22 protein-coding genes are annotated in these 26,830 nt (G+C 49.5%); 9 read left to right on the forward strand and 13 right to left on the reverse strand.

Going from position 1 to position 26,830, the window contains the following annotated elements; translation table 11 throughout:
* Positions 1–145: 145 nt before the first annotated feature.
* Positions 146–2,722 (forward strand): ATP-dependent chaperone ClpB, encoded by a 2,577-nt coding sequence (gene clpB, locus Q320_RS0110040; RefSeq protein WP_027468888.1) that lies wholly within the window; start codon positions 146–148, stop codon positions 2,720–2,722.
* Between the two features lie 203 nt (positions 2,723–2,925).
* Here the strand turns inward: clpB and Q320_RS0110045 are convergent, their stop codons facing one another.
* Positions 2,926–3,108, reverse strand: coding sequence for a YjfB family protein (locus tag Q320_RS0110045; protein ID WP_027468889.1), 183 nt, complete (start codon positions 3,106–3,108; stop codon positions 2,926–2,928).
* A 90-nt stretch (positions 3,109–3,198) separates the two neighbouring features.
* Between Q320_RS0110045 and dnaE the strand changes: the two genes are divergently transcribed.
* From dnaE to Q320_RS0110070, 5 genes are all read left to right on the forward strand, one after another.
* Positions 3,199–6,642: a DNA polymerase III subunit alpha gene (dnaE, locus tag Q320_RS0110050; protein WP_027468890.1), complete on the forward strand. Its 3,444-nt coding sequence runs from the start codon at positions 3,199–3,201 to the stop codon at positions 6,640–6,642.
* Positions 6,643–7,116: 474 nt separating this feature from the next.
* Positions 7,117–9,450, forward strand: a complete 2,334-nt coding sequence (gene pflB / locus Q320_RS0110055) for a formate C-acetyltransferase (protein WP_027468891.1) — start codon at positions 7,117–7,119, stop codon at positions 9,448–9,450.
* Between the two features lie 206 nt (positions 9,451–9,656).
* The gene (locus Q320_RS0110060; RefSeq protein WP_373277223.1) at positions 9,657–9,878 is read left to right on the forward strand and encodes an autonomous glycyl radical cofactor GrcA; all 222 of its coding nucleotides are present in this window, start codon (positions 9,657–9,659) and stop codon (positions 9,876–9,878) included.
* A 278-nt stretch (positions 9,879–10,156) separates the two neighbouring features.
* Entirely contained in the window at positions 10,157–10,966 is an 810-nt protein-coding gene (gene pflA, locus Q320_RS0110065) for a pyruvate formate-lyase-activating protein (protein ID WP_035853438.1), read from the forward strand.
* A 95-nt stretch (positions 10,967–11,061) separates the two neighbouring features.
* Positions 11,062–12,030: a DUF808 domain-containing protein gene (locus Q320_RS0110070; protein ID WP_027468894.1), complete on the forward strand. Its 969-nt coding sequence runs from the start codon at positions 11,062–11,064 to the stop codon at positions 12,028–12,030.
* 104 nt (positions 12,031–12,134) lie between these two features.
* On the opposite strand, the gene Q320_RS0110075 is transcribed toward Q320_RS0110070, so the two are convergent.
* Positions 12,135–13,067, reverse strand: coding sequence for a cation diffusion facilitator family transporter (locus Q320_RS0110075; RefSeq protein ID WP_027468895.1), 933 nt, complete (start codon positions 13,065–13,067; stop codon positions 12,135–12,137).
* Positions 13,068–13,373: 306 nt separating this feature from the next.
* On the opposite strand from Q320_RS0110075, the gene Q320_RS0110080 reads away from it, so the two are divergent.
* Entirely contained in the window at positions 13,374–14,600 is a 1,227-nt protein-coding gene (locus Q320_RS0110080) for a DEAD/DEAH box helicase (RefSeq protein ID WP_027468896.1), read from the forward strand.
* Positions 14,601–14,683: 83 nt separating this feature from the next.
* On the opposite strand, the gene Q320_RS19410 is transcribed toward Q320_RS0110080, so the two are convergent.
* The 11 genes from Q320_RS19410 to Q320_RS19420 all read right to left on the reverse strand — a co-directional run bounded on the left by Q320_RS19410 (position 14,684) and on the right by Q320_RS19420 (position 23,308).
* The gene (locus tag Q320_RS19410; RefSeq protein ID WP_035853439.1) at positions 14,684–15,967 is read right to left on the reverse strand and encodes a hemolysin family protein; all 1,284 of its coding nucleotides are present in this window, start codon (positions 15,965–15,967) and stop codon (positions 14,684–14,686) included.
* Between the two features lie 3 nt (positions 15,968–15,970).
* Positions 15,971–16,177, reverse strand: coding sequence for a hypothetical protein (locus Q320_RS0110090; RefSeq protein ID WP_027468897.1), 207 nt, complete (start codon positions 16,175–16,177; stop codon positions 15,971–15,973).
* A 15-nt stretch (positions 16,178–16,192) separates the two neighbouring features.
* Positions 16,193–16,339 carry a 2OG-Fe(II) oxygenase family protein gene (locus Q320_RS21575; RefSeq protein WP_156939039.1) on the reverse strand — a complete coding sequence of 49 codons (147 nt, stop codon included), beginning with the start codon at positions 16,337–16,339 and terminating at the stop codon, positions 16,193–16,195.
* Positions 16,340–16,354: 15 nt separating this feature from the next.
* Positions 16,355–17,035 (reverse strand): Fe2+-dependent dioxygenase, encoded by a 681-nt coding sequence (locus Q320_RS0110100; protein WP_027468898.1) that lies wholly within the window; start codon positions 17,033–17,035, stop codon positions 16,355–16,357.
* Between the two features lie 194 nt (positions 17,036–17,229).
* Positions 17,230–19,521, reverse strand: a complete 2,292-nt coding sequence (locus tag Q320_RS0110105) for a TonB-dependent receptor (protein WP_156939040.1) — start codon at positions 19,519–19,521, stop codon at positions 17,230–17,232.
* A gap of 198 nt (positions 19,522–19,719) precedes the next feature.
* Positions 19,720–20,136 (reverse strand): ExbD/TolR family protein, encoded by a 417-nt coding sequence (locus Q320_RS0110110; protein ID WP_027468900.1) that lies wholly within the window; start codon positions 20,134–20,136, stop codon positions 19,720–19,722.
* 98 nt (positions 20,137–20,234) lie between these two features.
* The gene (locus Q320_RS0110115; RefSeq protein ID WP_027468901.1) at positions 20,235–20,906 is read right to left on the reverse strand and encodes a MotA/TolQ/ExbB proton channel family protein; all 672 of its coding nucleotides are present in this window, start codon (positions 20,904–20,906) and stop codon (positions 20,235–20,237) included.
* Positions 20,907–20,917: 11 nt separating this feature from the next.
* Positions 20,918–21,637 carry an energy transducer TonB gene (locus Q320_RS20810; protein ID WP_051534651.1) on the reverse strand — a complete coding sequence of 240 codons (720 nt, stop codon included), beginning with the start codon at positions 21,635–21,637 and terminating at the stop codon, positions 20,918–20,920.
* Positions 21,638–21,833: 196 nt separating this feature from the next.
* A complete protein-coding gene (locus tag Q320_RS0110125; protein ID WP_027468902.1) occupies positions 21,834–22,262 on the reverse strand; it encodes a universal stress protein in 429 nt (142 codons plus the stop codon).
* A gap of 22 nt (positions 22,263–22,284) precedes the next feature.
* On the reverse strand, positions 22,285–22,707 hold the full coding sequence (locus Q320_RS0110130) for a universal stress protein (RefSeq protein WP_027468903.1): 423 nt from the start codon (positions 22,705–22,707) through the stop codon (positions 22,285–22,287).
* Between the two features lie 394 nt (positions 22,708–23,101).
* Positions 23,102–23,308 (reverse strand): hypothetical protein, encoded by a 207-nt coding sequence (locus tag Q320_RS19420; RefSeq protein WP_035853441.1) that lies wholly within the window; start codon positions 23,306–23,308, stop codon positions 23,102–23,104.
* A 350-nt stretch (positions 23,309–23,658) separates the two neighbouring features.
* Between Q320_RS19420 and purB the strand changes: the two genes are divergently transcribed.
* Positions 23,659–25,029, forward strand: coding sequence for an adenylosuccinate lyase (gene purB / locus Q320_RS0110140; protein ID WP_027468904.1), 1,371 nt, complete (start codon positions 23,659–23,661; stop codon positions 25,027–25,029).
* A gap of 349 nt (positions 25,030–25,378) precedes the next feature.
* Complete coding sequence (locus tag Q320_RS0110150; protein ID WP_027468906.1) at positions 25,379–26,830, forward strand: YdgA family protein; 1,452 nt, start codon at positions 25,379–25,381, stop codon at positions 26,828–26,830.

A 26,830-nucleotide genomic window follows, 5' to 3' on the forward strand; every position in this document is an offset into this window, starting at 1 on the left:
CAACCCACTTGAAGAATGCCCTCACTGCAGCCATGTAACTGTTAAATCAATCGCTCCGATGACAGTCAGCCTCGATATGCTGTAAAGAAATTTGGCTGCAATGCAATTTGCTATTGTCAAACGAGCCTCAATTTGGAGATAGAAAATGCGTTTTGATAAATTAACTACCAAATTTCAACAAGCCTTGGCTGATGCACAAAGCATCGCCAATGTGAACGACAACGCCTATATCGAGCCGCAACATTTATTGCTGGCACTATTGAATGACGCAGATTCTGGCAGCGCTGCGCTGCTCGCTCGTGCTGGCGTGAATGTGCAACCGCTGCGCGCGGCACTGGATGGCGCATTAGCGCGGATTGCGAAAATTTCTGGCTCTGATGCCGACATTACTGTAGGCAAAGAACTAGCACGTTTGCTAAATGCGACCGACAAAGCCGCAATGCAACGTGGCGATCAGTTTATTTCTAGCGATCTATTCCTGCTGGCGCTATGCGACGACAAAGGCGAAACCGGCCGCTTGCTCAAAGAGCATGGCGGCAATAAAACCGCAATTCAAGCCGCTGTTGACGCGGTTCGCGGAGGCAATAATGTGGATAATCCAGAAGCCGACGGCCAGCGCGAAGCTTTAAATAAATATTGCATGGATCTGACCGAGCGCGCTCGACAAGGCAAGCTTGACCCCGTGATTGGCCGCGACGATGAAATCCGCCGCGCAATCCAAGTTTTGCAACGCCGTACTAAAAACAACCCCGTGCTGATTGGTGAACCGGGCGTAGGTAAAACCGCGATTGTCGAAGGTTTAGCGCAGCGAATTATCAATGGCGAAGTACCAGAATCACTGAAAGGTAAGCGGGTATTGACCTTAGACCTAGCCTCACTGCTGGCTGGCGCTAAATACCGTGGTGATTTTGAAGAACGACTTAAAGCAGTACTCAGCGAACTGGAAAAAGAAGCGGGTCAAGTCATCGTGTTTATTGATGAGCTGCATACACTGGTCGGCGCGGGCAAAACCGAAGGCGCGATGGACGCCGGCAATATGCTTAAACCGGCGCTGGCGCGCGGCGAATTGCATTGCATCGGCGCCACCACGCTGGATGAATACCGCAAATACATCGAAAAAGACGCAGCCCTTGAGCGACGCTTCCAAAAGGTCTTGGTCGGCGAGCCAAGCGTTGAAGCGACAATTGCGATTTTGCGCGGCTTGCAAGAAAAGTACGAAATCCATCACGGTGTAGAAATCACCGATCCGGCGATTGTAGCGGCGGCAGAACTCTCGCATCGCTATATCACCGACCGATTCTTGCCAGATAAAGCCATCGACTTAATCGATGAAGCGGCGGCAAAAATCAAAATGGAAATCGATTCCAAGCCAGAAGTGATGGATAAGCTTGATCGCCGCATTATCCAGCTCAAAATCGAGCGCGAAGCGGTGAAACGCGAGAAAGACGACGCGAGTAAAAAACGCCTCGCCTTGATCGAAGCTGAAATCGAGCAGCTGGGTAAAGAATATTCAGATTTGGATGAAATTTGGAAAGCCGAAAAAGCCAGCGTGCTCGGTAGCCAAGCGATACGAGAAGAAATCGAGCAAGTTAAAATGGCGATGGATAACGCACGCCGTGCCGGTGATTGGGACAAAGCGTCCGAATTGCAATACGGTCAGTTGCCACAACTCGAAGCCAAACTTCATGCGGCTGAAGCGAAAGAAAGTACTGGCGGCGCAAATAAATTGCTGCGCACGCAAGTCGGCGCCGAAGAGATCGCCGAAGTGGTGAGCCGTGCAACGGGCATTCCTATCAGTAAAATGCTGCAAGGCGAACGCGAAAAATTGCTGCATATGGAAGACGTTTTGCACGAACGCGTGGTGGGCCAAGCCGAAGCTGTGCGTTTGGTTTCCGATGCAATTCGCCGCTCGCGCGCCGGATTAGGCGACCCGAATCGGCCTTATGGCTCCTTCCTGTTCTTAGGGCCAACTGGCGTCGGTAAAACCGAGCTGTGCAAAACACTGGCGAACTATTTATTCGACTCAGAAGAGCATTTGATTCGCGTCGATATGAGCGAGTTTATGGAGAAGCATTCCGTAGCGCGCTTGATCGGTGCGCCGCCAGGATACGTTGGTTATGAAGAAGGCGGTTATTTGACCGAGCTGATTCGCCGAAAACCGTATAGCGTGATTTTGCTCGACGAGATCGAAAAAGCGCATCCAGATGTATTTAATGTGCTGCTACAAGTGCTGGACGATGGCCGCCTGACTGACGGTCAAGGTCGCACCGTGGACTTTAAAAACACAGTGGTGATTATGACGTCGAATCTAGGTAGCGATGAGATTCAACGCTTGGCCGGAGCCGATTATCAAGTGATTAAATCGGCGGTAATGACCGAAGTGAAGAGTCATTTCCGGCCAGAGTTTATCAACCGGATCGACGAAGTTGTCGTGTTCCACGGCCTAGGCCAAGCGCAAATTCGGCATATTGCGCGGATTCAGTTGGATAAACTCACTAGCCGTTTGGCGCAAATGGATATAGGCTTGCAAGTGTCCGATGCGGCGCTCGATTTAATTGCGGAAGCGGGGTTTGATCCAGTTTACGGCGCAAGGCCGCTGAAACGCGCGATCCAAAGCGAACTGGAAAACGTGTTGGCAAAACGTCTCTTGGCGGGCGAATTTGCTGCCAAAGACACGATTCAAGTCGATGTGAAAGACGGCGTGATGGTGTTTAGCCATTAAGCCAAGTAGATAAGCAAAAGTTTTCTTGCATCGTTGTCTCGCCTTGTCGTACTCATTGTACTGTCTGCGGCGTCGGCGCCTTGCCATAAAACTTTTGCACTTATCAGATGTAAGTAGCAAAATAAAATACGGCGCATTTGCGCCGTATTTTTATGTATATCGCTGCAAGCCTTTACCAATAATTATTACAGCTCAATACCTACCTATGCTTTGACATCCACATTCTGCCCCAAATTAGGCGGATTCACTGTGGCAGCTTGTGGCAGCGCAGCCAATAAACTCAATACGCCTTGCGCCTGAATATCCATGCTTTTACGCAACATCACCAGCGGTACGGGGTTATTCGCCGAGGCACTGCTCGCCGCATTCACCATGCTATCGCTCATTTTGATCCCCTTCATTGTGTTACCGCTTAATTATCGGCCTTTTTTCTACAAAATGAAGGGCGAGCGATTGAGTAATGATAAAATGCATCAATGAATGCACCTGCCTATATCCATCTCCGCCTCCATTCCGAGTTTTCAGTTTCTGACGGTATTGTCCGTTTAGAAGATGCCGTCAAACGCGCCAAAGCCGACAAAATGCCGGCGCTGGGCATGTCTGATTTGATGAATCTATTTGGTCTGGTCAAGCATTACAAAGCCTGCCGCAATGCGGGGATTAAGCCAATTATCGGCTTGGATGCGTGGATAGAAAATCCAGATAACCGCGACAAGCCGTTTCGCACGCTGCTGATTTGTAAAAATCGCGCCGGTTATGGCCGTCTGTGCGAATTGATTACGATGGCGTTTCGCGATAATCAGTATCGCGGCCGTGGCGAGTTGAAAAAAGAATGGTTTCTGACTGGCGATAATAGCGGCCTGATCGCACTTTCAGGTGCTGAACTCGGTGAAATTGGTCAGCAATTATTGGCTAATAACGCGGAGGCAGCCAAGGCTGCGGCGCAATGGTGGGCAGCTCAATTTCCGGCTAGTTTTTACTTAGAAATCCAGCGCACTGGCAATTCCGCGAGCGAAACCAGCTTGCAACGGCAGCTCGATTTAGCCGGTGAACTTCAGTTGCCCGTCGTCGCGACGCATCCGATCCAGTTTATGGATCCAGACGATTTCAAAGCCCACGAAGCGCGCACCTGCATTTCGGCGGGTTTTGTCATGAACGACAAACGCCGCCCGAAAGACTTTACCGAAGAACAGTATTTTAAATCCACCGCGCAAATGCAGGAACTGTTTGCCGATTTGCCCGAAGCGCTCGCCAATACAGTAACGATTGCGCAGCGCTGCAATATTGAAATCGTACTCGGCGAAAACGTACTGCCGCCCTTCCCGACGCCAGACGGCATGACGCTGGATGATTTCTTGGTGTATGAGGCCAAGCGCGGTTTAGAAATGCGCCTTGCGCAGCTATACCCCGATGAAGCACTACGCGAGGCGGAGCGGTCACGCTATTATGAGCGACTCAAAATTGAAACCGATACCATCGTTGGCATGGGTTTCCCCGGCTACTTTTTGATCGTTGCCGACTTTATCGCATGGGGCAAAGTGAATGGCTGCCCAGTCGGGCCAGGCCGTGGTTCGGGTGCTGGCTCGCTGGTTGCTTACAGCCTTGGCATTACTGATATTGATCCGACCGCGTATGCGCTGCTGTTTGAACGCTTTTTGAATCCAGAACGCGTTTCAATGCCCGACTTTGATATTGACTTCTGCCAAGAAAATCGCTGGCGCGTTATTGAGTATGTGCGCAAAAAATATGGCGCGGATGCCGTGAGCCAAATTGCGACTTTCGGTACGATGGCCGCCAAAGCCGTGGTGCGTGACGTTGGCCGCGTTCTCGATTTGCCGTATATGTTTTGTGACGGCGTTTCCAAACTAATCCCCGCTGCGCCGGGCAAGCAATACAGTCTGGATGATGCGCTGGAAATGGTGCCCGAATTACGCGAGCGAGTTGAGCGTGAAGAAGAATTAAAAGAGCTGTGGGAGCTAGCGAAAAAGCTCGAAGGCCTCACGCGCAATATCGGTATGCATGCCGGTGGCGTGTTGATCGCGCCGAACAAAATCACTGATTTTTGTCCGGTGTATCAAGCATCAGGGGACGATGCCTCACCCGTCTCCATGCTGGATAAAGACGACGTTGAAGCCGTTGGGCTGGTGAAATTCGACTTTTTGGGACTGCGAAATCTAACGATTATCGAGCTGGCGCTGCAATATATTAAGACGCAAACCGGCGAATATCTCGACTTGATGAGTATGGGATTTAACGACCAAACCGCGTATCAAGTGTTTCGTGATGCCAACACCACTGGCGTGTTTCAGGTCGAGTCGGACGGCATGAAACGGCTGCTGGAAAAACTCGCGCCCGATCGTTTTGAGGACATTATTGCGGTGTTGGCGCTGTATCGTCCAGGGCCGCTGGGTTCCGGCATGGTCGACACCTTTATTAATCGGAAAAAAGGCCTAGAAAAACCCGATTATTTCCATCCTGATTTGGAAAAATGCTTGGAGCCGACTTACGGCGTCATCGTGTATCAAGAGCAGGTGATGCAGATTTCGCAGATTATCGGTGGCTATACGCTCGGTGGCGCCGATATGTTGCGCCGTGCGATGGGTAAGAAAAAGCCCGAAGAAATGGCCAAGCACAGGGAGACGATTGCCGAGGGTGCGGCCAAGTTAGGCTACGACCCGAAGCTCGCCGAAACACTGTTTGACCTGATGACCAAGTTCGCCGAGTACGGGTTTAATAAATCGCATACGGCGGCGTACGCGGTGGTGTCGTACCACACCGCTTGGCTTAAAGCCAATCATCCTGCGGCATTTATGGCGGCGACGATGTCGTCCGAGCTAGATAATACCGAGCAGCTCAAAGTGTTTTATGACGATTGCCTCGATAAAAAGAACAAGCTCGTCATCTTGCCGCCGGATTTAAACGAAAGCTTTTATCGCTTTGTACCCATTGGCAAAAAGCAAATTCGTTATGCGCTCGGCGCGATTAAAGGCGTCGGCGAAAGCGCAGTGAATATGATTGTGGCCGAGCGTGAGAAAAACGGCCCGTTTAAAGATGTTTACGATTTATGCAGCCGCACCGACAAAAAAGAAGTCAATAAACGCGTCGTCGATGCGCTGATTCGTGGCGGCGCTTTTGATGCAATTGATCCGCATCGCGCTAAATTGATGGCCAATGTCGAGCAAGCGATGGCGGTGGCTGAAGCGGAACTGGCCAACGCCAACCAATGCAGTCTATTTGATATGCTCGAGCCGTCGGCTGCGCCGCAAATCGAGCACATCGAAGTGCCGCTGTGGGACGATAAAATCAAACTCGCCGAAGAAAAATCTGCTCTGGGATTTTATCTATCCGGCCATCCCTTTGACGCGCACGCGGTATCGATTAAAGGGCTGATCCGCACGCGTTTAGATCGCCTGAACAATCAGCGCGAGCCGCAATTTATTGCTGGGATTGTCGCTGGGATGCGAATCAAAAACGGCGAACGTGGCCGGATGTGCTTTTTGCAACTCGATGATGGGCACGCCAAAGTGGAACTAACGCTGTATTCGGAATCGTATGAGGCCAATCGCACCAAGCTCAAAGAAGACACACTGCTGGTGATTGAAGCCAAAATTTCGGAAGATCGTTTTTCTGGTGGCCAGCGGATTATCGCGGATCGCGTGTTTGATGTCGCCGAAGCGCGCAGCCATTTCGCCCGCGCCCTCAAAATTAATCTGGGCTCTGATGGCGATGCGGCGCGACTCAAGCAGCTTTTGTCACCGCATGTCGCCGAGCATGGTTGTGCAGTGGAAATCGATTATCACAACAGCGCAGCGCGCTGCCAAATGACGCTCAACCACGCATGGCGTGTCTTACTACGTGATGAATTGCTCGCCGATTTACGCAGCTGGCTTGGACCCCAATCAGCTGAACCACGCTTCTAAGGGTATATGCAGCTAGCACTTAATCTATAAGTGCTAGCTGCATATACATCAACACCTTTCCGCACCCTCTCCGCAAACCATTTTCTTGTTTGCAAAGCCCATGCAAAATTTGATTTACATCAAATTCTGACGAAGCTTATGCCAATTTTCACATTCCATTTCAGCCAGTAAAAGCATAAGATATTGTCATGGAAATCAGAAAAATCCAGCACAGATAAAGTTGGACTTTGGATGCTAAAGGCGTAGTCAGAAATAAGCGGCAACATAGTCTGAAATATGATGTATATCAAATGTCAGCACGGCTTTATTGACGATACTTCGCCCATTCGTCCTACCCAACTTGCTGGACAAACTGCAAAATGAATCACAACAACCCAGCTGCATAGACGCGACTCAGCTACCCGCTGAGTTCAGCCCAAAGCTTCGACGCAATAGATAGTCCCAACAGGACATCGCCAAAAGGAGTCTCACCCCATGAATGCCCCTCAAGAAAACGTGCAAATTAACGCTTGGCGTAGTTTCACCGCAGGTGAATGGCAAGATAAAGTGCTAGTTCGCGAATTTATTCAAGCCAACTACACGCCATACACGGGTGATGATTCATTTTTGGCAGGCCCAACTGAACGCACGACGCAGCTTTGGACAGAATTATCGGCACTACTCAAAGAAGAGCGCAAACGCGGCGTATTGGAAGTTTCAACGTCAATCGGCTCAAGCATCACCGCGCATGGCCCTGGCTATATTAATAAAGAACTCGAAACCATTGTTGGCTTGCAAACGGATGCACCATTGCGCCGTGCGATTATGCCCAACGGTGGTCTAAAAATGGTCGAAAACGGCCTGAAAGCCTACCATTTTGAAATGAATCCGCAGATCAAAGATATTTTCACTAAATATCGCAAAGATCATAACAACGCCGTTTTTGATGTGTACACACCCGAAATCATGGCCTGCCGTAGCTCAGGCGTGATTACCGGCTTGCCTGATTCCTACGGCCGTGGCCGCATTATCGGCGACTATCGCCGCGTGGCACTGTACGGTGTGGATTTCTTGATTGCGGATAAAAAACGCGAAAAAACCGAGCTTGATCACGTCCCGTTTACCGAAAATGTGATCCGTTTGCGTGAAGAGTTGTCAGAGCAAATCAAAGCGCTGTCTGAACTCAAACAAATGGCGAAAAACTATGGCTTTGATCTCAGCCGCCCTGCTGCAACTGCGCAAGAAGCTGTGCAATGGCTGTATTTCGGCTACTTGGCTGCCGTAAAAGAACAAAATGGCGCAGCAATGTCAATTGGCCGAATTTCGACTTTCCTTGACGTGTACTTCGAGCGTGACATTCGTGAAGGCACGATTAACGAATCGCAAGCCCAAGAATTGATCGACCATCTGGTCATGAAATTACGTATCGTGCGCTTCTTGCGTACGCCAGAATACGACGATCTATTCTCTGGCGATCCAACTTGGGTGACTGAGTCCATCGGCGGAACAGGTGAAGATGGCCGCACTTTGGTCAGTAAAACCAGCTTCCGTGTATTGAACACACTGTACAACCTTGGCCCAGCACCAGAGCCAAACTTGACCGTCTTGTGGTCGACTTCATTCCCGCAAGGCTTTAAAGAATTCTGCGCGAAAGTCTCAATCGACACCTCGGCGATTCAGTACGAAAACGATGATTTGATGCTACCGAAATGGGGCGACGATTATGCAATTGCCTGCTGCGTTTCAGCGATGCGCGTCGGCAAGCAAATGCAATTCTTTGGCGCTCGCGTGAATTTGGCCAAAGCCATGCTCTATGCAATCAATGGCGGTGTGGATGAAAAAACCGGCAAAACTGTTGCGAAAGGCTTTACACCCATCACTGGCGACGTGCTTGAATACGACGAATTGATGGCGAAATACGACGTCATGCTTGATTGGCTAGCCAAAACGTATGTGACTGCACTGAACTCAATCCATTACATGCACGATAAATACTCATACGAACGCATCGAAATGGCGCTGCACGACCGTGACATCTTGCGCACGATGGCGTGTGGTATCGCTGGTTTGTCAGTCGCTGCCGATTCATTGTCTGCGGTGAAACACGCCAAAGTGCATATCAAACGCAATGACGCTGGCTTGGCCGTTGATTACGTCATCGAAGGCGACTACCCAGCTTACGGCAACAACGACGACCGCGTTGATGATATCGCCGTGTGGTTGACCACTGAGTTTATGGCGAAAATCAAAGCGCAACCCGTGTTCTACCGTGATTCAATGCCAACACAATCGGTATTGACGATCACGTCGAACGTGGTTTACGGCAAGAAAACCGGTAACACGCCAGATGGCCGCCGCTCAGGTGCGCCATTCTCACCGGGCGCAAACCCGATGAATGGCCGTGATACCAATGGCTTTGTCGCTGCTGGTTTCTCAGTGTCGAAGATTCCGTACGAATCAGCACTCGACGGTGTGTCTTGGACTGCTTCAATGACGCCAGACGCACTGGGCCACAACGCAGCAGATCGCGTGAAAACCCTTGCCGCATCGATTGATGGTTTGTTTGGCCCCCACGGTGAAGAAGTGCCTAACTGCACCAGCGCCGAGCTCGTTGATCAGAAGCTAAGCGAAATCGAACAAGGCCCCGATCAATTGTTCCACTTGAACATGAATGTGCTGAATAAAGATACTTTGATGGATGCGATTGAACACCCAGAAAACTATCCACAATTGACGATACGTGTTTCAGGTTATGCGGTGAATTTTGTGAAACTCACCCGCGAACAGCAAATGGACGTGATTAACCGCACCTTCCACGCGAAGTGTTAAGAATGCGTTTAAAAGTGCTACGCCTCTCGTGATAATGATTCGGGCGGTACTCGAGAATTGAAGAAGCCTCATGTACCCATGTACATTCCGGTTCCTGCGTTCCGGCCTCACCATTCTGACGAGGGCTCGCTACTTTTAATTCACATTCTGAAATGATTTAAGCTTGGCAATGCCTCACAAGGGTATTGCCATGCAGACATTAACAAATAATGTCTACAAGCACATACCCAAAAGGATCAATGATGGCTCAGCTTTTTCACTTGAACATGAATGTTTTGAATAAAGAAACGCTTGAAGATGCAATGGAAAATCCGGATAAATATCCGCAGCTCACCATTCGCGTTTCAGGCTATGCAGTGAATTTTGTCAAACTCACTCGCGAACAACAGCAAGACGTGATCAGCCGCACTTTCCACGAAAAGTGCTGAGTACCTGTTTTAAGCTGGCGATTCATCCCGTGATAACAGCTCAGGCGGTACTCGATAATTGCAGAAGCCTCATGTACAAAAGTACATTCCGGTTTCTGCGTTCCGGCCTCCCTGTTCTGACGGGCGTTCGCTCAGCTTAAAACATGCACTCACCCTGCTCTAATTAACGGATCGCAGGCAAGCCTGCGGTCTGTTTTCACTTCTAGCGCTTCAAAGTCATTCATTCACACGCGCTGCAAGTCACATCAGTTAAAATTATAAAAACCACACTGGAAACTATGATGCCTATCGACACGCAAAAACCTGCAGGTGAAATCGTCCCCGCCGCCTTTGACGCCGATGGCAAGCAATTTGGCTACGTGCATTCCATCGAAACTGGCGCAGCGGTGGATGGCCCCGGTATGCGCTTTGCGCTATTTGTCAGCGGCTGCCAATTTCGCTGTCTGTACTGTCACAATCCCGATACGTGGAAACTGCACAACGGCAAGCAATACACTGTCGACGCCATCGTTGCCGAAATCGGCAAATACGCCAGTTTCTTGCGGATTGCCGGTGGGCTGACCATTTCGGGCGGTGAGCCTTTGATGCAAGCGCATTTTATCGGCGAGATCTTCCGCCGCGCCAAGCATGAACTCAAAATCCATACGGCGCTCGATACGCAAGGCTTTTTAGCCGCGCATTTACCTGATGAGTATTTCGACAATATTGATTTGGTGCTGCTCGACATCAAGCAATTTAATCCCGAAAAATACGAAGCACTCACCAGCAAACCGCTGCAACCGACTTTAGATTTCACCGAACGCCTGATTCGAATGCAAAAAAAAATCTGGCTACGCTATGTGCTCGTGCCTGGTATTAGCGACGATGAAGCCGATGTAGCGGGCTTAGCTCAGTATTTGGGCGATCTAAACCGCCAAGCGCCGGATCTCATTGAGCGCGTTGAAGTGCTGCCCTTTCACAAAATGGGCGAAGACAAATGGGCAGAGCTGGGGATGAAATACGAGCTAACAGAAACTCGGCCTCCCAGCCAAGAACTCGTCCACCGCGTGCGCGAACAATTTCGGGCGCAAGACTTATTCTGCTGTTGACGACAATGCCCACTTTTAAGTGGGCATTTTATTTTTTCCTCGCGAACTTCAGGTATATTAACGCCCAAATTACACTATATAAATTGGGATAAATCATGGCCGGAACCAGCCTTTTAGTATTGCTCGACGACATCGCAGCCGTGCTCGATGATGTCGCTTTAATGACCAAAGTTGCTGCTAAGAAAACCGCTGGCGTATTGGGTGATGATTTGGCACTCAATGCCGAGCAAGTCTCAGGCGTGCGCGCCGAGCGCGAATTGCCGGTGGTGTGGGCCGTCGCCAAAGGCTCATTTAAAAACAAACTGATTCTGGTTCCTGCCGCGCTACTGATTAGCTTTATCGAAGATCAACTTAAAGCCTTTGGCTACCCAATTCCTCTGATTATGCCGCTGTTGATGCTGGGTGGTTTGTATCTATGCTTTGAAGGCTTTGAGAAAATTGCCCATCCATTTTTGCACAGCCATGCCGAAGATGATGCAGAGCATAAAGCGCTGAGTGAAGCGGTGCAAAACACCGAAATCGATCTAGTGGCTTTTGAAAACGAAAAAATCCAAGGTGCGATCCGCACTGACTTTGTACTCTCTGCCGAAATCATTGTGATTACGCTAGGCACAGTTGCGACAGCGGCGTTTATGAGCAAACTCAGCGTATTGGCGGGCATCGCAATGATTATGACTGTTGGCGTGTATGGCCTTGTTGCCGCAATTGTGAAAATGGACGATGCAGGGCTGTATCTAAATCAACGCCCCAACAGCAATCTATTCACCAGAATGCTAGGCCGCGCACTGCTAGCGGGCGCGCCTAAATTGATGCGTGTTTTAGCGATTGTCGGCACGCTAGCGATGTTTATGGTCGGCGGTGGGATTATCACGCACGGCATTGATTTCCTGCACCACACCATCGAGCACATCGGCCACGATGCAGAAACCATTCCCTATTTCGGTCATACGCTGGCCATTTTGACGCCGTCATTTCTCAATGCCATCGTCGGCGTTGCCGCTGGGGCAGCAACTTTAGCCGTGGTCACCCTCGTCGGTAAAATCACGGCGGCTTTTAAAAAGTAAATCAGTATACGACGGTCATCTCTGTCATCGTATGCAGGAGCGGGCCAGCCCGCTCCAAAAACGCTGCGTCTGTATTCTCTACACTTCAGCCAACATATAACCCATCACAGCCAACGCGAATTCGCGGTAAATAAAATACCTAGCCAAGCTTCTTCTAGTGGTAAACCGATGTCTTTCCAGATTCTAGCGCGCAACGCATCCAGCTCTGGCACGCCTCGCAATTTGAAATCGGGCCCAACCATAATATTAATTTCAATCACATGAATTCGGCCGGTTTTGGCAATGTGCGTGGAATAATCCTCTAGATCATATTCAGCCTCGATCTGCCGCATCACTTCGGCCACGCGCAATGTCACTTCATCCTGCGGATTGGTAATCACCAGCACTTCCCGCATATTCACGTAAAACGTTTTCATCGGTACCGGCAATAGCAGCAACGCTAAAAAAGCCAGTACTGCACTATCGGCATACTGCGCCCACCAAGTCCGCGCAGGTTCTGGCAAAACCCACAGCAGCGCAAAGCCTAAGCTCGTCACCACACTGAAACTCATACTGATCATCCATTCACGCGCGTCATTGCGTATCAAATCCGAATCACTGCGCAGTGCAACGCGGCGCTCGTACTGCCAAACAATCGCGCACACCAGCGCGGTGATTAAGCTGTAGGCCACGACGTCATTCGCATCGACCAGATTTCCCTCGCTACTTAAACCTTTAAGGCCATTAAAAAAAGCGTACAAACAGACAATCATCAAAATCAGACTATTAAAGCTATTCACCAAGGGCTCGATGTGCGCGTAGCCGTATTGAAAATGCCGATCCGCCGGTTTTTCGACCACCTTGGCCGCCAGCAAATACAGCCCAGATCCCATCAAACTGGTTAACGCAAAAAAGCCATCGAGCATCACCGCTTCAGAGCCGATGTAGAGCCCGTAGCCAATCCCGGCGATGGCCAAGCCGATAATCGTGTAAATAGAAATACTCAGCGTACGCTGCTCAAGCCGGTTAACCTGTTTTTTGGTGAGTTTCTTATACATGGTGGTACTTCCCTCAGAATGTACTTGGGTCGCTTAAGTGGGTGATGTATTTGTAGGCACTAATCTATGGCGTTGATACTTTGCCATCAAAAATTGACGTGCGTTTAGCGTGAAGAACAGCTTATTGACCGTTAAATGACATTGTATTGTAACTATCACGTAACGTCGCCTTGCTTTGCCATTGTAAACCTGCCGTTTCTATTTACTGAATTGCCGTTGGCGTGCAGCAATGGTGATGTTTTCTCTCGCGCAGCGCGCTCGCTTGGTATCATGCACCTTTCGCTGTTTATTTGATTAAGGCTTTTCATGCCCTTTAGCGCTTTAGGTTTATCTCCCGCCGTTGCACTCGCTGCCAGTAAAAAACTTTATGTTCTGCCTACGCCGATTCAAACGGCGGCGATTCCGCTGATTTTGCGCGGTGATGATGTGCTGGCGCAGGCAGCGACCGGTTCGGGGAAAACCGCTGCATTTGCTTTGCCGCTCTTACAGTTGGTGCAAACCGTACAGCGCAAAGTGCTGATTTTGGTACCAACGCGCGAGCTGGCAGTGCAAGTGGGCGAGGAAATCAAAGGTTTGGCCAAACATCTGCCAACGCCGATTAAGGTTGTCAGCGTGTTTGGTGGTGTGTCGATTAATCCGCAAATGATGGCGCTGCGTGGCCGTGCCGATGTGCTGGTGGCAACGCCGGGGCGTTTGCTGGATTTGATCATGCAAAATGCGATCAAACCGGAAAATTTTAATACGCTGGTGCTGGATGAGGCGGATCGCCTGCTCGATATGGGCTTTAGCGATGAAATCCAGCGTATCTTGGCGCTACTGCCAGTGCCACGGCAAAACCTGTTTTTCTCGGCGACATTCCCGAATGATGTGAGTGCGCTGGCCGCTGGCATTTTGAATAATCCAAGCCGCATCATCATGGAAGTGTCTGAAGCAAATACGCCGAATATCTTGCAACGCGCGATTGCGGTGGACGAGTCGCGCCGCGCAGAATTGCTGGCGCAAATGATTATCGACAGTGGCGACGAGCGGGCGCTGGTGTTTGTCGCTTCCAAAGTCATCACCGAGCAGTTGGCGCGTTATTTATGCGGTGCAGGCATCAAAGCTGCGCCATTTCATGGCGAATTTAGCCAAGGCCGCCGCAGCCAAGTATTGGCTGAATTTAAATCATCGAATTTACAAGTCGTAGTCGCGACCGATTTGGCCGGGCGTGGGATTGATATCGACAATCTGCCGTGCGTGATCAATTTTGATTTGCCGCGTTCACCAAGTGATTACACGCATCGCATCGGCCGCACCGCGCGCGCGGGTGGTAGCGGTGTCGCGATTAGTTTGGTCAGCGCCAGCTCTGAAGCGCATTTTCGCCTGCTCGAAAATCGCCTCAAAATGCGAATTGAACGCGAGCAAATCGCCGGTTTTGAGCCGCAAGACGTGATTACAACGACTGAGCAAGGCACGGGTGGTATCAAAGGCTTGCGAATGAGTAAAAAAGACAAGCTTCGCGCGGCGGCGGCGGGCAAAGCTGAAACTGAATAAATTAATTTACCTAAAATCTGCACTAAGGGTATTGCTATCTAAGCAATGATAACCAATGACTAGCTGGCAATACCCCTAAAAATTTAAATTACTTTCTTCGCCGCCAAAATTTTATCAATCCGGCGACCATCCATATCGACGACTTCAAGCTGCCAATTTTCCCAATACGCAATATCGCCAGTGCGCGGCACTTGACCGAGCAAATGCATCATTAATCCGCTGAGTGTGTGGTAATTATGTTTGGCTTCATCGGGAAGCGATTGCAAATCAAGGCGATCTTTTAGCTCATGAATCGGGATTAAACCATCAAGCAGCCACGAACCATCGGCGCGTTCGATAGCCCAAGCTTCATCACCGTTTTGCGGCGCAAATTCGCCGGTCAGCACTTCCAGTACGTCTTGCAGAGTGACTAAGCCCTCCACTTCGCCGTATTCGTCAATCAAGAACACCATCTGCACACCAGAAGTACGCATTTGTGCCAGCAATTCAAGCCCGCTCAAACTTTCAGGCACAAACACGCAAGGCTGCAAATTACTGGATAAATCGATGCTTTCGCCTTTAAGCACTTTTTGCAGTAGATCTTTAGCGCTCAAAATGCCGAGCAAATTATCTAATCCATCACGACAAACCGGAAAGCGCGAATAAGGCACGCTAGACACAATCGCCATATTCGCTTCCAGCGTATCGTCCAAATCCAACACAATCATGTCTGTGCGCGGAATCATCATTGAAGCAACGTGCCGATCGTCCAAACGCAACACGTTTTTCATCATCGTATGTTCATGCTCTTCAATCAGCCCCGATTCCGAGCCTTCATGCAGCATCGCATCGATTTCATCTTGCGTAACAACTTGCTGCGTATTTTGGTCTGCACCCAGCAAACTCAGTATCGCTTTGGTTGAAACCGTCAGTAATTTAACGAAAGGCTTAGAAATAAGCGCTAAAACTTGAATGGGCCGCGCGACTAAAACAGCTATTTTTTCTGGACTAATCTGTCCCAAACGCTTGGGTACCAATTCACCCAATACAATCGAGAAATAAGTTACCAAGGCCACCACGATCACCGTGGCGCTGGTAGCGCTGAGTTCGGGGCGCAGGCCGATTTCAACCAGCCACAGAGCCAAAGGTTTGGCCAACACTGATTCACCGACAATACCGCTGAGCACACCAATCGACGTAATACCAATTTGCACCGTCGACATAAATTGGGTTGGTTCTTCGGCTAATTTAAGCGCAGCAATCGCACCGCGATGACCTGCATCGGCCATTTTAGCCAGCCGCGCTTTGCGCGAGCTGACTAGCGCTAATTCCGACATTGCAAACAGGCCGTTGAGTACAATCAGCCCGAGCAGTATGAACACTTCCATGAATCAATTCCGCGAAATAATAGAAGGTGTTATATCAGGCCATTTGCTGAAAATGCAATGCGCTAGCACAATGCCAGCTTTACGCAGTAGATTATGGTACACACCCGTCAGTGAAATAGCCGTAGCGTTATCGCCGTGATCAGCGCGCAATTGGCGAATGCTGGTATCGAGTTCAAACAACAAACCGCGCTCGCCGCCGTCTTTCACCATCCTCGGCCAGCCACCTCAAATCTCGCCCCATTTGCGCAGCAGATTGTGATACACGCCAGTCAACGAAATTGCCGTCGCGTTATCGCCGTGATCCGCGCGCAATTGACGGATGCTGGTATCGAGTTCAAATAACACACCACGCTCGCCGCCGTCTTTGATCATCCTCAGCCAGCCACCTCAAATCTCGCCCCATTTACGCAACAGATTATGGTAAACGCCCGTTAATGAAATTGCCGTAGCGTTATCGCCATGATCAGCGCGCAATTGGCGAATGCTGGTATCGAGTTCAAACAACAAACCGCGCTCGCCGCCGTCTTTCACCATGCTTTGCATCCACATAAACGACGCGACGCGCGTGCCACGAGTAATCGGCTCAACACGATGCAAGCTGCTGGATGGATACAAAATCATATCACCAGCCGCAAGTTTGACTTCATGCACGCCATAAGTGTCTTCAATCACTAACTCACCGCCGTCATATTCAGCAGGATCAGAGAAAAATAGCGTCGCGGATAAATCCGAGCGCACCCATTCGCCAGTTTCGGTCATGCGACGCATTGCGTTATCGACATGCATACCAAAGCCCATGCCCACGCCATAACGATTAAACAGCGGCGGGAAAATCCGTTTCGGTAAGGCCGCCGAAAAGAACAAATCATTTTTTGCCAGCGCCGCCAAAATTACCTCGCGTACTGCGACGGCATTGACTTCATCGTTAGGCAATTGCTGATTGTTTTTTACTTTGGCCGATTGGCTACCCGCCGTAATCCGACCATCTAACCAAGCCGCACGATCAAGCCGCTCGCGGCACGCCAATACAGTAGCCGCATCCAGTACCGCAGGGATATGTAACAACATATAAACTCCAAATAGTAAATGGGGTATTCGCATAAGGAACACCCCATTCAATGGCTACAAGCCAATACCTAAGTAGATAAGTAAAAATTTTCTTGCATCGTAGTTTCCCGAGTCGTACTCAATGTACTGTCTGCGGCTTCAACTCCTTGCCATAAAACTTTTACCCGAATACTTGGCAATAAACTACAGCAGAATTAGAACTTATACGCTGCTGTAACCCGTGCCGTACGCGTCGTACCTGGTACTGCAAAGCCTTGGTACAGACCTTCGAAATGATCTTCATCAAACAAGTTCAACACGTTTAATTGAATGCTCACATCACGGTGCGACCATTCTGCCATCGCATCCCAACGTACATAGCTTGGCAAGTACACGATATTATCCAAGTTGGTATAACGTTTGCTAATCGCGTTCATCCCGCCACCGATTTTCCAATTGCTAGTAATTTGGTAAGTGCTCCACAAATTACCCGTATAAGTTGGTGCGTTATCTGGGCGATTACCTTCTTGGTATTTACGCGCTGGATTAGCAACATCATCAATCACTGGATCCATCAAAGCAACACCAGCAAACACTTGCCATTTGTCACTCAAACGACCTGCAGCTTCCAATTCGATACCGTCAGTATGGCGTTTACCTGAAAGCAAGTAAGGTTTGATAACACCAGGCTCGATATCCGTTTGACGCTCATTGGTTTTTTCTGTACGGAACACGGCAGTACGCAATGCCAAATCGCCATTAAATAAAGTCCATTTCGCGCCGATTTCATAGTTTGCGTTTTCTTCTGGATCCGTCAGAGCACCTTTCGGGTCAGTCGAATACGCTTCAGCTGATGGGTTGAACGATGTGCCGTAGGATACATAGTACGACTGAACTTGATCTGGTTGGTAGATCAAACCCGTGCGATAGCTCCACACTTTATCCGTGCGGCTCACATTATCTGCTGGCTTTTGCTTGGTAAACGATTTATTTTCAGTACTGGCTTTGAAATGATCATAACGTGCACCGAGCAATACTTTCCAGTGCGGCGTCAAATCGATCATATCTTGCATATAGAACGCAATCGTATCGGCTGTCGAATCTGCAGTTACTGTATTAACCGGATCGCTACAATTACTTGGCACACCACCCGTTACAGGATTGCCCACGGTCGTGTTGGGCAAAGTGCAACCAGCTAGACCAGTCGTTGCACTTGGTTTCACTTTACCTGTGGTATCCAATTGCAAACGGCCCGTGCTGAGCAAGGTTTCACGCGTTAATTCAAAACCGGCCAAGAGGTTATGACGAATTGTGCCTGTTTCGAAATCCCACACAAAATCAGTCACATTCGAATAGATTTCTTGCTCACGCATACGCAATTTGCGGCCGCGTGTGATTTTTGTATTGTCGTTGACTACTTCAGTCGGTGCCGCAAACGACAAACCTGGCGCACTAGCGCGCAAATCTAAATCATATTTACCCGCGCGCGTTGCATTTTTTATTTTCATATTGGCATTAATTTGATGCTCAATATTTAAAGTCAACACATCAGTTTGCGTTTCTTCAGTATCAAAATCTTTCAAACCATAGAAGGTATCAACACGATCAATCGGTGTATTCGTACCATGAACCGACTCATTTGTTACTGGTGTTTGCACCGGTTTGCCATTCGGCCCAGTCGTAGTGCGAAAACCTGGTCCCTGACGGTTATAAGGCACGCCATAATCTGGCACATTGTCTTCTTTATAATGCAAGTACGACAAAGTAATTTGCGTCGGATCACCAAGGCCCCAAGTAATGGTCGGTGCAACGCCCCAACGATTCATTTCTGCGCCTTCGCGGAAACTATCGGCTTTTTGCCCCATCACATTCACGCGCGCGGCTGTATTTTCACCGATGGCTTTATTAAAATCGCCTTCAACGCGGTAAAACGAATCCATACCAATCGATGTAGAAACCTGATTTAAATCACCACGGAATGGTTTCTTGCTCACTTGGTTTACCACACCACCGGTTGAACCGCGACCAAACAACATCGAAGCTGGGCCACGCAATACTTCAAGCGTGTCAATATGGAAAGTATCGCGATTGTATTGCGCTGAATCGCGGAAATTATCCAAGTACAGATCGTTCGAAGCGCCAAAACCACGAATGCGGATACCGTCACCACTTGCGCCACCTTCGGCAGCATTAAATGTCACGCCCACGGCATTGCGTAGCGCTTCTTTCAGCGTGTTGGCATCTTGGTCGTGCATCAACTGCTGCGTAATACTGGTGATTGATTGTGGTACATCGCGCGCTTCTTGCTGAATGCGGCCCACGCTAACGGTTGGCGCTTTATACGTATCGGCCGTACCGTTTCTACTTTGAGGATTTTCTGCACTCACTTCAACCGGCGCTAATACGGTTTCAGCGGCTTGAACACCGCCCGCAACTGCGCCAAATAAGGCGGCAGCGGCAGGTAGTTTTGCAAAATGGCGAATGCCTGACTTTTGTTTCTCTCGCATGGTTTTCTCTATTTTTGGGTGGTTTTTTTTAATTTTTGACAAAAAAATGGCGGGTTTCTCAACCCGCCAGTTCAAGCGCGTTAAATCTGCAAAAATTTTATGGCGCGGCGTACAGCCCAGCAGCAGTGACACAAGTGCGGCCAAGCGACACAGCGCGGCAAAACAATTTTTGATGTACTACTCGTATACAGGACAATCTCAACTTCCTTGTCCATTGGTCATTAAACCAATTCGGGTTAAACCTGCCCGCTGAGCGGCGGCCATGGTCTGTGCGATTCGTTCGTATTGCACCGTTTTATCGGCATAGATATGCACTTCAGTTTGCGGATCAGCCGCAAACACAGCAGCAAAACGCGCATCAAGCGCAGCAAGTTCAATCGGAGTTTTGTCATCGAGCAAAGCGCCGTCCGCTTGTAAAGTCAGCCGAAGCGGCGTTTTTTGCTGCTGCACAACCGTGGTCGTCGCTTTTGGCAACTCCACTCTGACTGCATGCGTCATCACCGGCGCAGTCACAATAAACACCACCAACAACACCAGCATCACATCCACGAGCGGCGTCGTATTAATCTCTGCCATTGGCGCGGCATCATCCTGCCCAAAACTACCGAATCCCATTGCTTACTCCTTAAAGCCCCCACAAGAAACCAGCACAAGCGCAGCAGCGCACCGGCAGTTTCTCGTAGATCAGCTGATTTACTTTTAAATGACTGCGCTTAGCGAATTCCGTGGCCGCCTTCGGTTAACAACTGCGCATGCAAATCATGTGTAAAACCATCGAGTTCTTGACCAAAACGGCGATTGGCGCGAACAAAAGCGTTGTAGGCGACGACGGCTGGGATCGCTACAGCCAAACCCGCAGCGGTGGCGACCAAAGCTTCACCAATCGGGCCAGCGACCGTTGCCAATGAGGCATTGCCACTGGCTGCGATACCGACCAGCGCGTTATAAATTCCCCACACCGTACCGAATAGACCAATAAATGGTGCAACCGAACCGGTCGTTGCCAACCAAGTTAAACCGCGCTCCATTTGCGCTGTTTCTTGGCTTAAACGCGTACGCAATTTGCGTACTAAATAATCATCAAGCGATACTGCTTTACCCAAGCCGCTGCCTTCATGTGCGCGGTAGTGGCGCAGGCCATCAGCACCTGAAGTCGCCAATTTAGCCGCTGGTGACTGATTTTTAGCCGCCAAACCCAAAGCGACTTGCCAATCATTGGCGTCCCAAAATTGATTCATAAATTGCTGCTGATGACGTTTCATCACCCAGAGCAAACGTGAACGCGCGGCAATCACGACCCAGCTCACCACCGACATCACCACCAATAAAGCAAAAACCGACTGCAAAACCGGATCACCTGAATGCAAAACCAAAGACAAATCCATTACTCAATACCTCAAGAATTTTTGATCGAAAAATTAACCGGCACAATCACCGTTCCAGCCACCGCTTGGTCGCCGCGTTTAGCTGGTACAAAGCGCCAGCGTTGCACCGTGTTTTGGGCAACCACATCTAAGCGAGGAAAACCGCTACTTTTATGCAATACAACAGATTCAGCTTGCCCCGCGGCATTGACCGCAACACGCAACATCACCACCCCTTTTTCGCCCAAAGCAAGTGATTGCGGTGGATAAGGTGGCTTCGGATTATTCAAATAATTGGCATGAAAGCTCGGCTCAGTTGGCGCCTCATTGCGCTCAGTGCTTTGCCCTTGTGCACCACCGCCAGCTGCTGCGGCCACTGATTTAGCACTGGTTTCGCCCTGCCCTTCGTTTTTAGCCGGAGCAATTTCAGGTTTTTCAACGGCAGCGACTTCCATCGTGGCAACGCGATCGGGCGTCGCCGCTTGCACAGGTAAAACCGGTGCCGACTTGGCTTTCACTTGGCGCCTTTCTTGCACCGCTTGTTTAATTTGCTGCAGCTTTTGCTTTACTTTGACGAGCGGTTTGGCTGGCATCACTTCGGGCGCAGGCTCGCCCATCGGCAATGGCACAGCAACCATAAGCAGCGGCTCGGCTTGGCGTGTAGGGGCTGGCGGCATATTCACCACGCCATACAGCAAAGCCGCATGAGCAAGGACAACCGCACAAATCGTTGTTTTGTTATCGAGAATCATTTGCGCATAATATCGACAATCATTCTCATTAGCAATACTTCAAGGGCATTTTTTGTAAGTTTGCTCCAAACGCTGATTGCTAATTAAATCAATATATTAAACACAGAAAATTGAAAGTATTACGTAAACAAGTGAAATTTAGGACGCAAAAAAGCACGCATCAAGGATGCGTGCTTACAAGTTCGAACTCAGCGGCTTATTTAATCAATGTCACTGGCACTGGCGATTGCGCGAGAACTTGATAGGCAACCGAACCCAGAATAATCCGCGCGAGGCTATCTCGCCCATGCGTCCCCATCACCACGCGAAGGCAATTGGGCTGTGCTGCGAGTTCACAAATTAAATGCGCTGGTTTACCCAGTTTAGTCAACGGCGAACACTTAACGCCCTCTGCTTGCACCCGCTCAATTGCAGTTTGCAATGTGGCATCGCCTTGCTCAATTAACAGTTGTTGCATCGGCAGCTCGGGGCTAATCCCTTCGAGCAAAGACGCATATAAAGTCGGTTGCTGAACATTAAGTAAAGTGATTGAGAGCGAAGGATCGCGTGCAGCCAAAGTCAAGCCATGCTCAAGCGCGCGCTTAGCGCAATCAGAACCATCCATCGGAATTAGAATCGTCGGCATCGTATCGTCTCCTTGAGCAAAATCAGTTCACCAGTGTTAGCGGTAAATCCGTCAAACTAGCCAGCTGATTGGCAACTGAACCGAGTAAAATCGCAGCGCTAGCCCCTCGACCTCGCGTTCCCATAAAAATTTGGCTCGCCCCCACTTGCTGAGCGACGGTAGCAATCATTTCTGCTGGCGCACCAATCACCATTCGCTGTTGGTACGGAACACCTGCTGCCACAATCAATTCAATTGCTGAACTTAACGCTAAATTTGCCTCGGCTCGATATAACTCATCTAACTGTTGATGCGTCACATAGCCTCGGGTACGCCCCAATAAAGGCGGCTGCACATTCAACAAAAACAACTCGCGATACGATTCATGCGAGCGAAATGCCAATACAGCAGCCACAGCGCGAATCGATTGAACAGAACCATCAACAGGAACAAGAATCGTCGACATTTAAGCCTCCTTATTACGAACGCAAAGCGGGAAATGGGTGCAAATTGCTCGGATATATAAAGACGAAAAACTAACTCATATTTGATGCCGCGCTCAAGCTTCAATGTCGCCAGTGCACCCGTCCACACCATAATCATCACTGCTGCCAAGCGTAGCGGGAATTGCCCATTTTGGGGCGTCATTAATGCAGCCTGCCAACTATTTACTATTTTGATTTAGCGATAGCGAACCTATTTTAATACTTTAATTGCAACCCGAATTTAATATAAAAATTTGACGCAAAAATGTGCAGCTTTGCCGTATCGCAAACTGCACACAAATTGATACTATTAATAAAATGATATGGGTATATCAGCAGAGCTATTTATAAATAAAGTACAGAAGAACATACCCCTCAAGCGATAGGATTATCGCTTGGAGCATTCGGTGAATAACGCTGCACTGGATTAGCCGAAAAATGAAACACCACTGCATTGGCAAACATCGCATCAAAGCCTTTGGCGATCATCGTTTGCACCAAAGTTTGCGCCTGACAGCCGCGCTCTAGATTATCAACAATCCATTCCTGCCATTCGGGGGTTAACTGGGTATAGTTTGCCATTACACTCTCTCTCCACACTTGTTACGGCACGCTCGATTGGCCTGCTCGTATGAAACCTGTTAAGACTTACAAAAATAAACAAATCATCACAAAAAAGATCGTTTTTGTAAGACATCGCATTATTCATCCGATTCAATCGGCTGTCACGAACCCAATCATAGTTGTGCATCGTGCCAACACAAAAAGTGATCCGACTCACGGCGCGCTGGGCTGTGAGCCGACACCCGCACTGTGTTAGAATCGCCGCTTTTATAGAGTAGAGCCTGTTTATAAAAGAGCTATGCCTCCCGTGATAACGGGCGCTCTCGGCTTTTAAAACAGACTCTAAGACCTACGGACGGGTTGGCATTATGGAACTTTCAGCACTTACCGCGCTTTCGCCGCTCGACGGCCGCTACGAAAAACAATTGGCCGATTTACGCGCCCACTTCAGTGAATATGCACTGATTAAAAACCGCGTGACGGTCGAAGTGGCTTGGCTGAAAGCCTTGGCCAGCGACGCTGCGCTTGAAGACATCAAGCCGTTTTCTGCCGCCACCATCGCCGAACTCGATGCGGTTGTGAGCCAGTTCAATACCGACCACGCACTTGAAGTGAAAACGATAGAGCGCACCACCAACCACGACGTGAAAGCCGTGGAATATTGGTTAAAAGAGCGCCTTTCAGGCAACGCTGAAGTGTCTGCGGCGAGTGAATTTATTCACTTTGCCTGCACTTCAGAAGACATCAATAATCTATCGCACGCTTTGATGCTTAAAGGCGCGCGCACTGATGTGATGTTGCCAAAATTGGTTGAAATCATCACCAAACTCAAAGAATTGGCGCACGAATTGGCCGATGCACCGATGATGAGCCGCACGCACGGCCAACCGGCAACACCAACGACGATGGGCAAAGAAATGGCCAACGTGGCTTTCCGTTTGGAACGTCAACTGGCGCGCATTTCTGATGTTGAATTGCTTGGTAAAATCAATGGCGCAGTCGGCAACTACAATGCGCATTTGTCAGCCTACCCTGGCTTTGATTGGGAAGGTTTCTGCCAACGCTTTGTCGAAAGTCTAGGCATCAACTTCAACCCATACACGATCCAAATCGAGCCGCACGATTATATGAGCGAGTTGTTTGATGATTTCGCACGTGCCAACACGATTTTGGTCGATATGAACCGCGATATCTGGGGTTACATTTCGCTGGGTTTCTTCAAGCAACGTGTGAACAAGAACGAAGTCGGTTCTTCAACCATGCCGCATAAAGTGAATCCAATCGACTTTGAAAATTCCGAAGGTAATCTCGGGATGGCCAATGCAGTCTTGATCCACTTGAGCCAAAAATTACCGGTTTCGCGCTGGCAGCGTGACCTGACCGATTCGACCGTATTGCGTAATATGGGCGTCGGTATGGGCTACACCTTGCTTGGCTACGTGGCGGCACTCAAAGGATTGAACAAATTGATGGCCAATCGCGATGCGATGGCCTTTGACTTGAACAACAACTGGGAAGTCTTGGCTGAGCCAATTCAAACCGTGATGCGCCGCTACGGTGTGCCTAATCCGTACGAGCAACTCAAAGAGTTGACGCGCGGCAAGACCGGTATTACCAAAGAAGCCTTGGCGGTATTTATTGAAGGCTTGGCGATCCCACAAGACGCGAAAGATCGCCTTAAAGCACTGACGCCAGCGACCTACCTTGGCACTGCCGAGGAACTAGCACGTCGTATTTAAGTCGTAAGCCCTGCTAGAGGGTAATGTTCAGATTGGTGTTGTGCAGTGCCGCGCTCGTTGGGCTGGGGCTTAAAATCCCTTGTATCAAACCGAGCGAGGAACAAGCGGCAAGGGGTTTCGGCGGGCTCTGTTTTGTTAAAGCCTGCCGCCTTGCCGATTGTCCGCAGCGAGGGAATCCGGCGAAGCCGGATGCAGATACTAGGGCGGCCTTCTTTTGCTTACTTTTCTTGGCCGTTCAAGAAAAGTCAGTGCCGCGCGGCATGAGCGCAACCATGGTGAGTAGAACGTTGGGGCTCAAGCATACGGTACACTATCAACACCAAATCTTACTGTTCGAAAGGAATTCACTGTGAAACGTAAAGTTGTCATCGCCGCTAGCTTAAGCCTCGCTACACTCGCCGCTGCCTATGTCGGTGGCAGCTATTATGCAGGCCAAGCCGTCGAAAAAACCATGCAAAAACAGCATGACTGGCTCGCCAACTTGCCGTATTTCATCGTGAAAAACCACAAATATCAACGTGGCTGGTTCAGCTCGACTGAAACCACCACCTTGCAAGTGCGCCCAGAGCTGTATCGTTTTCTGCTCGAAAAAGAAGGCCAGCCACTGCAAACCTTTGAAGTAACGTATACCAATCACATCAAACACGGCCCTTTACCGCTATTGAGCCAATTTAACTTCATACCGTATAAGGCTGCAGTCAATACTGAATTTGTGTTTGCAGCCGATACCCAGAAATTTTTAGCCAAATTCTTTGGCGAACAACAGCCCATTAATATCGAAAATCGCATCAGCTTTAATGATGATGGTGTCGTGCATCTTTCTGTGCCTAGCTTTGAATACGAAGAAGCCCTTTCCGGCATCAAAGCCAATTGGAAAGGTCTGAACGCGACGCTTGATTACGGCGGCGATTTTAATCGCGTGACGCTGATCGCCACTGCGCCGGGGATTACTGGCGAAGCCAAAAGCAAAGGTCAATTTTCACTCGCCGACTTTAGCCTGAATATGCAACAAGTACGCGGCAAAAGCGGCATTATGCTGGGCAGCACCAGCGCTAAAATTGGCAAGCTTGATTTGAATCTGATTGAAGGCACGCCACTAAAACTGCAATTAGAAAACCTAAGCTATGTGGGCGACATCAAAGAAGCGGGCGAATTTATTAATGGCAGCGCCAAAATTGATCTAGCCAAGCTGATCCTCGACGGCCAGCCCTACGGCCCAGCGGTCTTAATTGCCGAAGCGAATCATTTGCACGGCGCAACGCTGGCTAAAATCGGCGATGAGCTAACCAAACTGCAAAAACAAAACCTCGACCGCGAGCAACTCACCGCCGCGCTGACGACCTTAGCCAAAACCCACGGCCTGCCACTGCTGCAAAATGATCCGCAATTGGCGATCAAAAAGCTCGAAGTCAAATTGCCCGATGGCGCGATTCACTTCACCGGCGAAGTTGGCCTGAAAGGTTTTGTCGCCAGCGATTTAGATAAACCGGTTGAATTAGTGAATAAAATCGTCGCCAAAGCCGACTTTGCCGTACCACGTAAAGTGGTCGAAACCTTGGCACTGTGGCAAGCACGCAATGTATTTGGCGGCCCGGATACACAAGTGAATATGGCGGATTTGGATTTCTTGGCCGGGCAATTTGTTGAAGGACAAATTAATAAACTCGCAGAACAAAATCTAATTCGCGTTGAAGGTAAATTGCTGGCAACGACGGCATCACTGACTAAAGGCACGTTTATCTTGAATGGCATCAAAGTACCACTGCCTTGGGAAACGCCTGCAGTGGCTGAAAAGAAATAA

It is taken from the genome of Deefgea rivuli DSM 18356, assembly GCF_000620145.1.
In the GTDB taxonomy this organism is placed as follows: Bacteria; Pseudomonadota; Gammaproteobacteria; order Burkholderiales; family Chitinibacteraceae; genus Deefgea; species Deefgea rivuli.